A 15,453-nucleotide genomic window follows, 5' to 3' on the forward strand; every position below is an offset into this window, starting at 1 on the left:
CGGGCCACCCAATTTCGTTCCGATCCGGGCGGCCTGACACCAGATCGAAATGAAACTGTGTCCAAATCACCACCCGCCGCGGCCGGGAAGCCGGTCGACTGGCCGACCTACCCGGCTTCGCAGGTGGGGAGGGCCGAACCGTCCTCGCCCGCTCCCAGCGTGCGGACAGCCTCCGCCGCGTCGTCGAGTGTCTCCACCCGCACCACCTGCAAGCCGTCCGGCACATAGCCCACCACTTCATTGCAGTTCGCGGCTGGGGCCAGGAACACTTCAGCTCCTGCTTGCCGTGCACCGGCTAGTTTCTGGCGAATTCCTCCGATCGGCCCCACCTGACCCGCAGAGTCGATGGTGCCCGTCCCCGCGAAGTGTTTACCGCCGGTGAGTTCGCCCTCGGTGAGCAGGTCAACAATGCCCAGGGCAAACATCGATCCCGCCGAGGGGCCGCCGACGTTGTCGAGCGCAATAGTGATATCAAAAGGGAAGGTGAAGTTAGCGACCAGACCCACGCCGAGCTGGAAATCGCCCCCCTCGGATTCTTTGGGGGTCACCGCCTCGGTGACCTCCCCGCCGTCGCGCAGTAGCCCAAGGTCGACTGAGTCGCCGTTCGCGGCGTTCAGGGACTCTCGGAGGACTCCGATGTTCGTGATGTCAGTGCCGTCCACCGAGGTGATGACGTCGCCCTCTTCCAGAATGCCGGTAGCTGCCGCATCCTCGATCAGGCCCGCAACCGAGAGTTCCTCGTCGAAGTCGATATCGAGGTGACCGAGCGCAGCAGCGATAGCCGATTCCTGCGATGAGGTCATGGCGACGGCGTTCTGCTCCTGGATGTCTTCCTGGGTGGCGTCCGGCGGATACCGGAGTTCGCGTGGCACCACAGATTCGGTGGGATTCAGCCAGGCTCTGAACACTTCGAAGATGCCAAGCTGGGTCCCCGGCCCACCCGTCACATACACGGTGGTGAGGTCGAGGTCGCCGGAGGTGGGGTAGGTCTGGCGGCCCTCTACTTCGATCAGCGGCTGGGAGTCGATTTCCCCGATCGTGTTGAACGTTGGCCCAGGCGACTCGACCACATAGGGCGCCGGCAGCAGGACGGCGGCGCCGCCCAGGAGCAGCGCGAGGAACCCGGACACTGCCATCACAGTGAACCGGGGATCCCGTTTGGCCCTGGTGGGCGGCGCTGGCGGGTCGTTGTAGGTGGGCTGGGTCAACAGGAAACCTTCTCTTCGTCAGACACTGCGCATGCCCTGGTGGTCCTTCATGCTGCTCTGCCGCGGCCGAACCGCGCATCATCGAGCTTCTTTAGCGTACTTCCTGGGCGCGAGTCCAGCACCCACCGACCGACCGCCTCCGCTTTGCCCTCAGCGAACGGTTCAGCGCGTTCGGGACAACCCCGCGACACGGCGGGTAACGTGGAAGAACCGACACGATGTTCGACGACTGTGGCTAGAGCCCACAACCAGCAGTAGACGAGCAGCCCATCCCAGCAGCCAATTCCAGGACCGGTGGTAGCAGTGACCTCCAACCCGTCAGATCCGTCCAACGACGACGGCGACACCCCCAAGGATCCCCTCTCCGAGATGCTGGCCCGTCTGATGGGCGGCAATGCGCAGGGCATGGATCCGCAGGAGCTCGCCAAAGCCGCTGGTCTGCCGTCCGATCCGCAGGCCATGGCGATGATGATGCAGCAGGTTCAGGCAATGTTCGCGGCACAAAGCGATGGGCCGGTGAATTGGCAGCTCGCCCACGACCACGCGCGCCGCGTCGCGGCAGCCGATGGGGACCCCTCGGTCACCCCTCAGCAGCGCCGCGACGTCGATGAGGCGCTGAGGCTTGCGGAGATGTGGCTCGACCCTGTCACCGATTTCCCCTCCACCAACGCCCTTGGCCGCGCGTGGTCCCACGCGGAATGGGTCGAGGCCACCATGGACACCTGGAAGCGCCTCACGGAACCGGTGGCGGTGAGCATCGCCAAGGCGCTGTCCGACGCCATTTCCGGGCAACTGCCGGAGGAGATGAAGACCATGATGGGCGGCGCCTCCTCGATGCTGCAGAATCTCGGTGGGGCGATGTTCGGGATGCAACTCGGCCAGGCCGTGGGTGCCCTGTCCAAGGATGTTGTAAGTTCCACCGACATTGGGGTCCCCCTGGCAGAAGGCCAGATGGCCCTGTTGCCAGTGAATGTCGCGGCCTTCGGCGAGGGTCTGGATATTCCCGAGCAGGAAGTCAGGCTGTTCCTCGCCGTCCGTGAAGCCGCCCACACCCGGTTGTTTACCCAGGTGCCCTGGCTTTCAGGGCACCTTCTCGGTGCAGTTGAAAGCTATGCCCGGGGCATTCACATCGACATGTCAAAGATCGAGGAAGTGGCACGGGACATCGACCCGTCCAATCCCGAGTCCATGCAGGCTGCCCTTTCCGAGGGTGTCTTCATGCCGGAACGCACCCCGCAGCAGGACGCTGCGCTGGTGCGGCTCGAGACTGCCCTGGCCCTGGTGGAGGGGTGGGTCGATGAACTGACCGCCGCTGCCACCGCGAATCTGCCGTCGTCTGCGGCGCTGCGGGAAATGGTCCGCCGCCGGCGCGCCACCGGCGGGCCAGCCGAACATGCGTTCGCTTCCCTGGTGGGCCTTGAATTGCGTCCACGACGGCTACGCGACGCTGCCACGCTCTGGGCCCATCTCACCGCCGAACGGGGCATCGAAGGCCGCGATGCGGTGTGGGAACACCCCGATCTGCTACCGACCGCCGAGGATCTCGACGACCCTCAGGGGTTCAGCCAGCGTCGACAGCTCGCCGAGTCGTCGGATTCCGAGGTGGACGCTGCCCTGCAGCGGCTACTGGACGGCGGCTTCGACGAAACTGAGGAGACCCCGTCACCAGACGAGTCGCCCGAGTCCGGGGATCAGCCAACCAACGGCGAAGGTTCCCCAGAGGGCGGCAAGCCCTAGTACCTGAGCAGGGCACAGCTCAGCTGGCCACCCAGTTCGGCCGGACCGGCGTCGGGGTCAGCCGTCCTGCTTCGGTCCCAGGATGTTCGGCGACCGGGGCGACAAGGCGACGGGGGTTCGATCGGGGTCTTCCGTCGTGCCATCGACGCAGGAATCAACCTCATCGACACCGCCAGCATTTACGCCTCCGGGGGTCACCAGTGGGATGATCGGCCCGCACGATGACCCAGCTCGAATCGTTGCTCGGTGCCGCAGCCGCTAGTGGCCTGCCATTCCGTGGTTGGAAGCGAAGGACACACCCTCAAGGAACGCTTTAGCTGCTTCCGTTCGGGGATACGCCTCTAGTAGCCGCCAGAACATGCGGTTGTGGGAGGGCTCAATGAGGTGGGCCATCTCGTGCAGGATGACGTAGTCAACCACCCAGGTGGGCATTCCCTGCAGCTTGTGGGAGAGGCGGATGGTCTTGCGGGCCGGTGTGGCCGATGCCCACCGGGAATTCTGGTTCGTCACCCATCCGATGCTCACCGGTTGGCCGCGCCCGGCCAGATAGGCTTCCGACAGTGCCCCGGCGCGCTGCAGGAGCTCTTCCCCCGGGTTGGTCTGGTCCGCGCCGTCCAGCGCCGGGGTCAGCGACTGCTGTTTGGACAGGAGTTTGGTGACCATGCGGTGCACCCAGTCTTTTTCCTGGGCCGCGGTGAAGTGGGCTGGGATGGAAACGATCACGACGCCGTCGCGCAGGTCAGCGCTGACGGTCCGCCTGCGCTTCGCGGACCGTCTGACTTCGACGGGCGGATCCTTGACAGTCATGGGTTGCTCTCACTCACTTTCCGCGATGATCAACAGCACCGATTCCCCGTACTTCTCGAGTTTGGCCGGACCAATCCCGGCCAGCGCCCCCAGTTGCTCGATCGTTGTTGGCCGTGCCTCGGCAATAGCGACCAGGGTGGCGTCGGTGAACACAACGAACGCGGGCACGTCATTTTCGCGAGCCTGGTCCAACCGCCAGGCCCGCAACGCCTCAAAGGTGGCTTCCTGGTACGTCGCCGGGCAGTCACCACATCGTCCGATCTTTCGTTCGGAGCCGGACCCAAGCACCTTCCCACACACCCTGCAGGTCGACGGAGCCGACACCTTGCGGCTTTGCTTGACCTTGGGCGTCCGGAAGGCCCGATCACCGGAAACGCCTGGGCGAAGCCCGTCGAGGAACCGGGTCGGTTTCCGGCTGGCCCGCCCTCCCGGGGTGCGAGCGGTGGACCAGGAGAGCGCCAGGTGTTCCCTCGCCCGGGTGATGCCCACGTAGAGGAGTCTGCGCTCCTCGTCGACAGCCTCCGGCGTGTCAGCGAAGGAGATCGGCATCAGACCCTCGCTGAGGCCGACCAGGAACACGGCATCCCATTCCAGGCCCTTCGCCGCGTGGAGCGACGCGAGGGTGACGCCCTGTACCGTCGGTGCGTGCTGGGCGGCGGCCCGTTCCTCGAGCTCCGCCACGAAATCCTGAAGGGTGAATCCGTCAGCAGCCCGGGCCGCGCTGAGTTCGTCAGCCAAAGCGACCAGCGCGGCGAGCGACTCCCACTTCTCCCGGACCGCTCCCGAGCTCGCCGGCGCCACCGAGGTGTACCCCAGGCTCGCGAGGATGTCCCGCACCAGTTGCGGGACATCGTCTGTTCCTGCGGTTCTGGCGCCGGCACGCAACTGCAGCAGCGAATCTCTGACTTCCCGGCGCGCGAAAAAACGCTCACCGCCGCGAAGCTGATAGCCAATGCCGGCGCTGGCGAGCGCCTGTTCATAGGCCGCAGACTGGCCGTTCGTGCGGTAGAGGATCGCGATCTCACTCGCCAGCACCCCACCATCCATGAGCGCCTTGATCCGTCTGGCCGCTTCGGCGGCTTCCGCTTCATCGTCGCTGCACTCGGTAAACGAGGGTTCCGGCCCGGCGTCGCGCTGGGCAATAAGCTCCAGCGGGGTAGACCAACTCGAGGAGCCTGCCTGACGGCCGGTTTCTGCGGTTCGCGCGGCCAACAGGTTGTTGGCTAGTTTGACCACCTGCGGCGTCGACCGGTAGTCGCGAACCAACCGCACCACCTGTGCACCCTCATACCGACCGGTGAAATCAAGCAAATGCCGCGAGGTTGCCCCGGTGAATGAGTAAATGGTCTGACTGGCATCACCCACCACGCATAATTCGCGGCGGTCACCGAGCCACAAATCCAGCAACCGCTGCTGCAGCGGGGAAACGTCCTGGTACTCGTCCACCACGAAATGCCGGTACTGGGCGCGCACTGTGGCCGCCACCTTCTCATCCTCCTGCAGGATCCCCACAGTAATCAGCAGCACATCCTCGAAGTCGATGACGTTGCGGTCGAGCTTCAGGTCCTCGTAGCCAGCAAAGATACGGGCGACTGTTGTGTGGTCCATGCCTGCGGGCTCGACCCGACCAGCCGCCGCGGCTGTATACCGCTCGGGGGTAAGCATGGACACCTTGGCCCATTCGATCTCCGCAGCAACATCCCTGATCGCGGCCCGGTCCGTCGATAACCGGAGCCGCCTCGACGCTTCTGCGATGAGCTGCGCTTTGTGGTCCACCAGAGCAGGCAGGGGGCCACCCACTGCCTGTGGCCAGAAGTATTGCAGCTGCCGCAGGGCGGCGGCGTGGAACGTCCGCGCCTGCACTCCCGAGGCGGACAGGTCGCGGAGCCTGGTCCGCATCTCCGCGGCGGCCCGAGCCGTAAAGGTCACCGCCAGCACCTGTTGTGGTTTGTAGACACCGGTGTGGACACCATAGGCAATCCGGTGGGTGATGGCCCTGGTTTTACCCGTTCCCGCGCCGGCGAGAACGCAGAGCGGACCGGTCAGCGTGGAGGCGACTGTCCGCTGTTCATCATCGAGGCCGGCGAGGATCCTCTCTTCGAGAGTTGTCTCCATACCTAGAGCCGGACCCCCTCGACTGCCAGGTCCAGCGAGCCGCCGTACCAGTGTTCAATCAGCGCCCGCGAGACTGAAGCTCCAGTGGGAATAGTGATCTCGCCGCTTCGAACTGCCTCAAGCAGCTCCGTCCGCGTGAACCATCGGAGGTCCACGATCTCCGCACCATCCGGCATCTGGTTGGTGTTCACGGCAGTGGCGATAAACCCCACCATCAAGGAGGCGGGGAAGGGCCACGGCTGCGAGCCCAGGTACAGGGGTGAGTGGACCTCGATACCTGATTCTTCCGCCACCTCGCGGATAACAGCGGCTTCCAGCGACTCTCCCGGTTCGACGAAACCCGCCAGGGTGGAAAACCGTCCCTCGGGCCAGGCGGCCGCCGATCCCAGGAGCAGCCGATCGGCGTCGTCCACCACTGCGACGATGATGGCCGGGTCGGTCCTGGGGTAGTGGCTCGACTCATCGGCTGGACAGCGCCGCACCCAGCCACCTTCAACAACCTCTGTCAACGCCCCACAACGCGGGCAGTGGGTGTGCTTCGCATGCCAGTTCGCAATCGACGCGGCCTGAACGAAGATGCCCGCGTCCCTGCCGGAGAGAGCCAGCGCCACCTCTCGGAGGCCCAGCCAGCTCGTGCCGTCAAAAATTTCGTTGTCCGTGGATTCCAGCACTGCGAGCAGAATGTGGGTACCGGTCGGAATGCCGCCGTGATCGGAATCGTCGGCGAGGGTTCGCCCCAGGTAGACCAAGGTTTCCGGACGGCTAACGGTCGCCGAATCCACGAACAGGAGGTTCCCGTCAACAACTGGGGATTTCCCCTGGGCGATGAACATCACACGCGTGGTGGGAGCACCCCACAGCTCATCGAGCAGCAAGGGACTTGAACGCAGCGCCCCTCCACGGTCCAGCGCCACCCGCGCCAGCGGTAGCGCTCCGAAGGACGGAAGGGTGGGAATCCGGAGGGTTTCGCTCATGGTTCTACGGTACGTTCTCGGTCCCCCAAAACACATTTCAGTACCACTTTTGCTCACCGCGGTGGCAGCTTCTGACGACTCGCCGACCGGCAACGGCTCTTTCTGGGAAGGACAGCCCTACCGTTGAGGATGTGAAACGGACACCCATGGAACTCGCGGCGATTGCCAGCGCCGCCGTACCCGGGCTTACCCCTACCGGGGTGGCAGGCATCCCCGACGATGCCGCGGATTTCGAATCGGCGCTGCTAGTCGACGACTCCGGGAAACAGTGGCGGGTACGGTCCCCTAAACACCCCGACGCGTCAATGAGGCTCGAGACTGAACTGCAGGCGTTGAAGGCATTCACACCCGCGATCAGGGCGGAGCTGCCGTTCCTGGTCCCCCACATCGCGGGGACACTGCGGCAGGGCGAACTGTGTACCTTCGTGTACGCGCATCTCGAAGGTTCCGTCCGCGAGCTGGACGACCTGGCCGGTGGGGGGAATGAGCTGGTCAAGGAACTCGGGCGGATGCTCGCCGCGATCCACGATCTGCCCCCGCTGCTGGTTCATAACGCCGATCTGCCCAGCTACGAGGCAAACGAGTTCCGGCAACGGAAGCTGAACGAGCTCGACCAGGCCGCCACCACCGGCAGAATACCTGCGCATCTACTGCGACGGTGGGAACACGCGCTCGAGGATGTCACGCTCTGGCGGTTCCACGCGACAGTGGTCCACGGGGACCTTCACGAAGACAATCTGCTGATCTCGGCCGGTCGTGTCAGCGCGGTAACCGGTTGGACCGACCTGCGAGTGGGCGATCCAGCCGACGACTTTGCCTGGCTGCTGGCAGCCAGCAACCCAGGATTCGCCGACGCCGTCCACAACGCCTACGTCGCGGCTCGTGGCGAAGCCGCTGACCCGCACCTGATGCGACGTGCCGCTCTCGCCGCAGAATTCGCCTTGGCGCAGTGGTTGGTGCGGGGCGTGGCGATGAACAACTCCGAGATGATCGCCGAGGCCGAGGACATGATGTCAACCCTTGATCGGGACCTGCAGGCCGAGGAAGCAGCTGCCGCCGCCTACCGGGCACAGCAGTCACAGCACCAGCCCGACACCACGATCGCCGACACTAACGGTGCCGACAACAACGGAGCCGACAACAGCGGTCTGGACAACAGCGGTGCCGACAACAACGGTGCCGACGGCGAGGTCGCGGAACCCGCCCTACCGATCGACGACCATTCGGTGGCTGGGGAAACTATTGAGGACGACGGCGGCGACACTTCGGGCTTCGACGACGGCGATCCCGGCACTGGCACTGGTGCCGAGTCGCCGGATACTGATGGCGACGCGGGCAACGAGTCGGCCAACACCACCGAGAATCCTCGCCCGTTTTCAGTCTCACCGGTTCCGGCCGACGACACTGAAACGTCGTCGCTGCCGATCATCAAGTCCAGCTGATCTTCCGCGGCAGTCGGCAGTAAGCGCTGGCAACCTAGTCCTGGTGCAGGGACGTCGCCCTGATAATGATGTCTTCGAGTCCTGCCTCGCTAGCCAGATCATGTGGTCGAATCACCGTATCGGTGCTGGCGTAATAAAACGCCGCTTGAACCGACTCCAGCGGAACTCCCTTCAACCGCGCCCAAGCCAACCGGTAGACAGCGAGCTGCACCGACCGCACCGTTAGTTTCTCCCGCGATGGCGGGGTGCCAGTCTTCCAGTCGACCAGTTCCCACGTTCCGTCGTCGTGCCGGAAGACCGCGTCGATACGTCCCCTAACTACGAGCGGACCCACCTTCGTTTCGATGGGGACCTCAAGTTCCACCGGCAGGCGGTGGGCCCATGCTGACTGCCTGAAGGTAGCGATCATACTGTCGAGGTCCAGGGCATCGTCGATATGGGAATCGGCACCCGGGGTTTCACCGAGGTCCAGCATGCCGCTGGTCCCGTAGTACTCCTCAATCCAGGTGTGGAAGGCTGTGCCACGCCGGGCTGCCATTCCGGGACGCCGCGGCACCGGCCGCCGAAGTTGACGGGCCACCGCAGCAGGATCATCGGATAGCTCCACCAGGAGGGACGCCGAGATGTGCGCCGGGAGTTCGACTTCTGAACTGCCGGTTGCCCGGGAATGCCGGGCCAGAGCCAGTCGTGTCTCCTCGGACCACCGCCCGCCAGCGCCAGCCAGCCCAGTTCCCGCGTTGGTTTCCGACGAATCGGATGCCGCGGCTGCCGCTGTCAGGACCGCAGCCGCTGCGGTCTCCATTTCCGGACGACGCGTGTGGAGCGGGTCTGTTGGCCAGGCGGCACGGGTTTCCGCTGCGTTGGCCGGGTTGTTGTCTCCTTCCTCCTCCTGGGTCAGCCATTGCAGCACAGCGAAGCCCGGCTGGTGGTGTTCGGCCAGGTCGAGCAGCTCAGTGAGGTAGGTGGACACCGGGGTGGGTTTGGTCCGGCCGCCACCCCAGGCCGAAGACGTGCAGACCAACACGTGTTTGGCCCGGGTGAACGCGACGTAGGCAAGCCGGCGTTCCTCCCGCTCGGCGTGGTAGCGTGCCTCCGCGGTGAACTCCTTCTCGCTGGCAATCCACGAAACCTGATCCTCCTGGTCCCAGTCCCAGTGCGGCAGTTCTCCCGCGTCTCCCCTGAGATTCCATGGAATAGCCGAGTCACCGCTGCTCCAGCGCGAGTCGGATCCGCTGGGGAAAGCACCCTCGTTGAGCCCCGGGACAATGACGATGTCCCATTCCAGTCCTTTCGCGGCGTGCACGGTGAGGAGCTGCACAGCATCCCGGTTGGTCTCGAGTGCGGTGACCGGCAACCCATCCTCTTCGGCATCTGCTGCCTCAAGCCAGGCCAGGAACGCGGCCAGGTCCACGCGTTCCGCCGTCGAGCTGAATCCAGCGACGGCGTCCACGAAAGCGTCAAGGTTGCGCCGTGCCTCATGGATCCCCACCCGCGGTTTGGCTGCCACCTCGATGTCGAGCAGGATGCGACGTTCCACTTCGTTGATCAGGGTGGTGAGATCGTCCCCGACGAAGTCCCTGAGCACCCGCAATTCGTCGCGGAGACGAATGAGCCGGATTCGTCCTTCGCCGCTCAGCTCGCGTCCGCTGTTTGAGACCCAATCTGCCGGTGGGAGATGGTCAACTGCCTCGACCAGACTGCCCAGTTCGACGGTGTCGGGCAGCACCGTGTCGGTCTCCTGCCCGGCTCCGGCTCCGACGTCGTCGGCCGGTTCGGTGGCGGGCGTGGACCAGAGCCTACGTCGGGCCAGTTGCCTGGACCAGTCACCCAGGGCCATGATGTCTGCCGCGCCGATCCGCCAGCGGGCGCTCGAAAGCAATCGCAGCAGGGAATCGGATCGATCCGGGTCGCCGAGCACCCGCAGCACTGCGAGCAGTTCAACGATTTCGGGTGTGCGGAGCAAGCCCCCAAGTCCCACAATCTGCACCGGAATGCCACGCTTCGCCAGCTCCTGACGGATGGGTTCAAACTGCCGCCGCCCACGGCATAGGACTGCGACGGTCGGTTTGAGCGCCCGGCCCTCGGCACCGACCTCAAAACCTCGCCGTCGATGGTGCTCCACCTGGTCCGCCAGGGCAGCGGCCTCACCCGTAACCGTTTCGCCGTCCAGCTGTACCGATGCTTCGCACAGGTACCTACCCAGATACACCTCCCCCACTCCTGCCCGGGGTTTCGGTTCCAGCGGAGGGACGAACAGGGTAGAGCTGCGCAGCCAGCTGGGTTGACGATTGAGTTCGGAGGCAACAGCGTTGGCTGCCGCGAGAATACTGGTGCCGTTGCGCCAGGCGACCGAAAGGTTGGCGACCGATGAAGGGCGTAACCCGTCGTCGGCGGTGAGGGGGAACGTGGTGCGGAACGTTCCCAGTTGACCGGCCGAAGCTCCGCGGAAACCATAGATCGACTGGTGGGGGTCCCCCACAGCGGTCACCGCCCGGCCGTCGCCGAAGAGCTTTGAGAACAACACCATCTGTGCAAACGAGGTGTCCTGGAATTCGTCCAGCAGGACTACCCGGAATTTCTGGCGCTCCATTTCCACCGCCTCGGGGATGTCGCTGACAATCCTTGCTGCGAGAGCAACCAGATCACCGAAGTCCAACTGCCGACGGGTGTGTTTGGCATCTGAATAGTGTTCGACCAGTTCGGTGACGGTCACCCGGGTTCGCAGTTTGTCCAGCAGCCTGGCAACAGCCTGTGCCGGGCGGCGCGTTGTGCCCGTCGCGTATTCCAGCTCACCGACGGCCGAGATGTGTTCCCTCAACACCGCCCTCACTTCGGCCGGTGTCACCAGATGTTCAGCGCATTCCCCGGCCATGGTGAGGACCGCCTTGACCAGGGTGGACTTCGCGGCACTGAAATGCTCCCACTCCCCCTCATACGCTTCCACCACGGAACTGGCCAGTTGCCAGGCCTGTGCAGCACCGAGCAGCACCGAGTCCCGCTCCACCCCGATGCGCAATCCATAGTCCTGGACAATCGAGTTGGCGTATGAGTGATAGGTCGACACGCTCGGGTCTAGCCGGTCCTCGTCGGTGCCTTCATATCCGGCGGCGTCCAACGCTGGGTACAGTGCCGACAATTGCTGCCGGATCCGGGTGGACAACTCTCCGGCTGCTTTTTTGGTGAAAGTTACACCCAGGATCTGCTCCGGCCGGACCAGTGCGTTGGCTACCAACCAAACCACCCGGTCAGCCATGGTCTTGGTCTTACCTGATCCGGCGCCCGCAATGACGAGCAGCGGCTCGAGCGGCGCTTCAATAATGGTGACCTGATCTGGTGTGGGGTACTGCACTGGTGAAGTGGGATCACGGTGCAGTAGTTCAGCGAGTTCTCTGGCAGAAAACCGCTGGGCCACCCGATTGGCGGGCACTCCACCAGTTGCGACCGGGGCTGCTGCGCTGCTCATTCGGTCACCTGCCGTCCCTCTTGGCACAGCGGACAGATTTCGGGCAGTCGACAACCTGACCCACCGTGGCCTGATCGCTTCGGATCATGCACCGTATCGAACTGAGCTGACGACATGAGACGTGCTGCTTCCTCGATCATTTCCCGGGCCCACCCATCATCGGCTGCCAGGGCTGGTTGCTGCTGGACTCCCGCTTCCTTGCGGGTGGTTCCCAGCTGGACCAGGGCGGCCCCGCCCGATCCTGCGACCTGCCCAGCAGAGAGTGCCCCCTCATTCACGGCGACCTGGTAGGAGGCCAACTGCGGGTGCCGGTCCAGATCCGCGAGCGAGGGCGAGGACTTGCCGGTTTTCAGGTCGACTATGACCAGCCTGCCCTCAGCATCGATTTCCAGCCGGTCGATCTGCCCCCTCAATCTCGCGACGCGCGGGGCATCCCCGATTGCCACCTCCAGGTCCACTTCGAAATCGACCTCAGTGCCGACCAGTGACCGACCTGCCTGCCGCATCGCAATCACGTAGCCAGCGAGCTTCCGCACCATCTGTTCGGCACGCTGAAAATCGATCCTCCCCTCCCAGTTCTCCTTCATCCCGAGGGAAGGCCAACGGCGCTGCAACTCCTCAACGTATTGACTACCGGTGGCATCCGGGAAGTCCTGGGCAATGCTGTGCACCAGCGTTCCCAGAGACCGCGCGAAGTCCATCGTCGGCTCACCGCCGACCGCCGATACAAACCAGTTCAACGGTGATTTCAGGACAGCATCAACCTTGGAAGGAGACACCGGGATGGGCTGGTCGCCGGGCACCACCGGTGCGCTGGAGGAGAGCTCCTGGAGGCCCCACCACTCACGGGGGTGGGCTCCCGGCACCGTAGGAGAATGGTTGACCATAGCGCCCAGATGGTGGGTCGCTTCCCGAGAGAGTTCAGGGTATGCGGTCGCTTGCTGGGCATACTTCCTCAGCTCAGCCACGAGCGCGCGCAGCGTCAGCGGGCGTTGCACCTCGGTCCGGGACCGCTCCAATTGACCGGGGGGCAACGGATCCACCAGGTCCAGGAACGGTGAGGGCTGTGCCTCATCGGATGCCACGGCACAGCAAATCAATTCTTCGGTGGCCCGAGATACGGCGACCGAGAAGCTGCGAAGCTCGTCGAAGCGGATCTCCTGCATCAGGATCAACGGGTCGCGGTGCCGGCGAAAATCCGCTCCGTAATCCATCAGCGCGGTGAGTTCGCCTGAACCGAGCAATTCCCCTCTGAGCCGCAGATTGGGCCAGGCCCCCTCCTGGATACCTGCCACGATCACCACCGGCCATTCCCGACCGGAAGCGCTGGCGGGGGTGAGCAGCGCCACGGATTCCTGGTTCTGGGCGCGCGGCGCCAACGTGTCCATTGGCAGTTCCTGGCTGGTCAGGTACTCGAGGAACCGGGCCGGCGCCGCCCCGGGCACCTGGTCGACGAACCGTTCGGCCGTCTGGAACAGGGCCACTACTGCGTCGAGGTCGCGGTCCGCGCGGGCAGCGGACGCTCCCTCGGCAACCGCTGAGTCGGCCCATTGAGTTGACCACCCTGAGGCCTCCCACAGCGCCCACAACACCGTCTCGGGGTTGGCTCCCTCCGCCTCAAGAGCTGACGTTCCGGCTGAGATCATCCGCGCGACCCTTCGTGCCGCTTTACCGCCCTGCATCCCTGGGCCAATCAGCGAGGGGTCGGTGAGTGCCTCAACCAGCAACTCGTCGCTGGTCCTCCCCCGGCCGGCCGCCACTTCCGTCTGGCGAAGGCTCTGCCGCAACCGGCGGAGCTCAAGTGTCCCCGCGCCGCCCACCCGTGATGATAGTAAGGACACGGCTAACGCCGCATCCAGGGTCACCTGGCCCAGGACGACCCCAAAAATGTCCAGTAACGGCTTCACCGCTGGTTCGTCACGAATGGCCCGCTCCGCTGCCGGAACGTTGACCGCAATCCCCTGTCCGGTCAGATAACGCTGAAACTCGGCCAGTTGGGCCCCGGTCCTCACGATCACTGCAATGTCGCCGAGACTCCGTCCCGCGAAGAGTTGTGCCTCAAGGATCCGTTGCGCCACATACCGCAGCTCGTGGAATGAGGAATCCACCAGATGCGCGGAGACCAACCCCACCTCATTGAGAATTGTTGGGCCCTGCGGTGCAGGCTCCAGCGTTCTGTACGCGCCCGCACCGCCGACGACCGAGATGCGCGAGGCGACGTTTTGCCATGCCTCCGCCAACGGCCCGGTTAGCCGGTGGGAGGTCCTGAGCGCAACCGTCAGCAGCTTGGTGTTCCCCGTGAGGTCCTGTGCCAGTCTGCCGGTCAGCTCAGGCCGGGCGCCCCTGAAACCGTGGACGACGGTGTCCGGGCACGACGCCACGAGGACGTCGCTGTCCCTGCCCAGCAGGGTGAACAGGGCATGGACAGCCGCGTTCGACTCCTGGTAGTCGTCTACGAGAATGAGCTGCAGCCGGGATCGCTCCTGTGCCAGCAGCTCCGCGTCGACCTCCAGCAGGTTCCGGGCCGCGGTAAGCACGCCCGCCGGATCGAATGCCTCGGGCATCCGCAGATCCAGGACGTCGCGGTACTCCTGGTACAGCTGGGCGCCCGCTGTCCAGTCTGGACGGTTGAAACGACGCCCCAGGTCAGCCAGTTCATCCGGATGCATTCCGTACTCGCTGACCCGGTCGAAAAGCTCCCGCACCTCTTGCCTGAACCCTCTGGTGGGAAGGGCGAGGGTCAAACCCTCCGGCCACCCCAGCGGTGTCGCCCCGGGCCGGTTGTGACCGTCCAGGAGCTCCTTGATGATTAGGTCCTGTTCCGCGCCGGAGAGGAGACGGGGGCTGCGAATCAGCTCGGGGATCCGTCCCTCAATTCGCGCCCTGCGGATCAGGTCAAACGCATAAGACGCCCAGGTCCGTGCTGGTGCTGCGCTTAGGCTGCGGTTCAGGCGGGAGGTCAACGCGTCACGAAGCCGTGCTGCGCTCAGGCGGGACGGCGCCAGCATCAGGACTGAGGCCGGATCCAGCCCGTCCTGATCGATCCGCCGCACCGCCGCTTCGACCAGCACGGTTGACTTGCCGGTCCCTGGTCCGCCCAACACCAGCACCGGTCCGCTACCGGCGCCAAGAGCAACGATTTCTGCCTGTTCAGGGCTAAGGACCGGCGCCGTGGCTGACGGTTGCCCGGCCCGCGCATCTCCTGCTGTTACCAATCGTGGTCTGGCGTTCATGGTTTCAGCCAATCATGGGGGTCTGACGTTTTAGGGATCGGCTCCGAACCCCCGGCCAGTGCGGAACGGGTCACCTCGATTGCACCCCGTTCGGTTTCGGTTGGGTTCCATCGGGCCGCAGCCATCTCGATCGTGTACCCCGGCTCCGCCCGGGCCTGGGATCGGGTATCCCCGCTGGTTCGCAGCGGGGTCCCCTCAGCCACATAACGGGGTAAAGCCTCTGCGCTGTGGCCGAGCGGAGGAAGGCCGCTGGCGCGGACCACCCGCCACCACGGCGTACCGTCGCCGCACCGGGACATTGCGGCACCGACCTGCCGGGGGCCAGCGCACTCCAGCAGCTCGGAGATGTCGCCATAGGAAAGGACTGAACCGCCAGGAATCATTCCTGCTATCTCGTACACCGCCTCGGCGAATTCATCATTCATGAATTCCAGCCTAACCGGACCCACCTCACCCGAAATGTCGGTGCCGGAG

9 protein-coding genes are annotated in these 15,453 nt (G+C 64.8%); 2 read left to right on the plus strand and 7 right to left on the minus strand.

The genetic code is table 11. The annotated features are described in order from the left end of the window. Positions 1–107 precede the first annotated feature (107 nt). Positions 108–1,208, minus strand: a complete 1,101-nt coding sequence (locus ACX80Z_RS01540) for a YlbL family protein (RefSeq protein WP_459314710.1) — start codon at positions 1,206–1,208, stop codon at positions 108–110. A 303-nt stretch (positions 1,209–1,511) separates the two neighbouring features. Between ACX80Z_RS01540 and ACX80Z_RS01545 the strand changes: the two genes are divergently transcribed. After that, positions 1,512–2,945, plus strand: coding sequence for a zinc-dependent metalloprotease (locus ACX80Z_RS01545; RefSeq protein ID WP_459314711.1), 1,434 nt, complete (start codon positions 1,512–1,514; stop codon positions 2,943–2,945). Between the two features lie 258 nt (positions 2,946–3,203). Here ACX80Z_RS01545 and ACX80Z_RS01550 read toward each other — a convergent pair whose 3' ends face one another. The 3 genes from ACX80Z_RS01550 to nudC are packed head-to-tail and all read right to left on the minus strand — an operon-like array spanning position 3,204 to position 6,841. Then, positions 3,204–3,752 carry a M48 family metallopeptidase gene (locus ACX80Z_RS01550; RefSeq protein WP_116778701.1) on the minus strand — a complete coding sequence of 183 codons (549 nt, stop codon included), beginning with the start codon at positions 3,750–3,752 and terminating at the stop codon, positions 3,204–3,206. Between the two features lie 9 nt (positions 3,753–3,761). Further along, positions 3,762–5,867: an ATP-dependent DNA helicase UvrD2 gene (locus ACX80Z_RS01555; RefSeq protein WP_116778700.1), complete on the minus strand. Its 2,106-nt coding sequence runs from the start codon at positions 5,865–5,867 to the stop codon at positions 3,762–3,764. Positions 5,868–5,869: 2 nt separating this feature from the next. Then, entirely contained in the window at positions 5,870–6,841 is a 972-nt protein-coding gene (gene nudC, locus ACX80Z_RS01560) for an NAD(+) diphosphatase (RefSeq protein WP_459314712.1), read from the minus strand. A 131-nt stretch (positions 6,842–6,972) separates the two neighbouring features. Between nudC and ACX80Z_RS01565 the strand changes: the two genes are divergently transcribed. Then, positions 6,973–8,283 (plus strand): macrolide 2'-phosphotransferase, encoded by a 1,311-nt coding sequence (locus ACX80Z_RS01565; RefSeq protein ID WP_459314713.1) that lies wholly within the window; start codon positions 6,973–6,975, stop codon positions 8,281–8,283. Positions 8,284–8,317: 34 nt separating this feature from the next. Here ACX80Z_RS01565 and ACX80Z_RS01570 read toward each other — a convergent pair whose 3' ends face one another. From ACX80Z_RS01570 to ACX80Z_RS01580, 3 genes are read right to left on the minus strand one after another with little or no spacing between them, the layout of a single operon-like run. Further along, positions 8,318–11,746, minus strand: a complete 3,429-nt coding sequence (locus tag ACX80Z_RS01570) for an ATP-dependent helicase (RefSeq protein WP_459314714.1) — start codon at positions 11,744–11,746, stop codon at positions 8,318–8,320. Further along, positions 11,743–14,979 (minus strand): ATP-dependent helicase, encoded by a 3,237-nt coding sequence (locus ACX80Z_RS01575; protein WP_459314715.1) that lies wholly within the window; start codon positions 14,977–14,979, stop codon positions 11,743–11,745. Before ACX80Z_RS01575 ends, ACX80Z_RS01570 begins: the two co-directional genes overlap by 4 nt. Further along, positions 14,976–15,404 (minus strand): MGMT family protein, encoded by a 429-nt coding sequence (locus tag ACX80Z_RS01580; RefSeq protein ID WP_019481679.1) that lies wholly within the window; start codon positions 15,402–15,404, stop codon positions 14,976–14,978. Before ACX80Z_RS01580 ends, ACX80Z_RS01575 begins: the two co-directional genes overlap by 4 nt. Between the last annotated feature and the right edge of the window lie 49 nt (positions 15,405–15,453).

The organism is Arthrobacter sp. TMT4-20, assembly GCF_054510775.1.

What these genes read in the sequence shown, in the direction of transcription:
- ACX80Z_RS01550 (WP_116778701.1), bottom strand. Translation starts at nt 3,752, where the DNA reads ATGACTGTCAAGGATCCGCCCGTCGAAGTCAGACGGTCCGCGAAGCGC.
- ACX80Z_RS01555 (WP_116778700.1), bottom strand. Translation starts at nt 5,867, where the DNA reads ATGGAGACAACTCTCGAAGAGAGGATCCTCGCCGGCCTCGATGATGAA.
- nudC (WP_459314712.1), bottom strand. Translation starts at nt 6,841, where the DNA reads ATGAGCGAAACCCTCCGGATTCCCACCCTTCCGTCCTTCGGAGCGCTA.
- ACX80Z_RS01570 (WP_459314714.1), bottom strand. Translation starts at nt 11,746, where the DNA reads ATGAGCAGCGCAGCAGCCCCGGTCGCAACTGGTGGAGTGCCCGCCAAT.
- ACX80Z_RS01575 (WP_459314715.1), bottom strand. Translation starts at nt 14,979, where the DNA reads ATGAACGCCAGACCACGATTGGTAACAGCAGGAGATGCGCGGGCCGGG.
- ACX80Z_RS01580 (WP_019481679.1), bottom strand. Translation starts at nt 15,404, where the DNA reads ATGAATGATGAATTCGCCGAGGCGGTGTACGAGATAGCAGGAATGATT.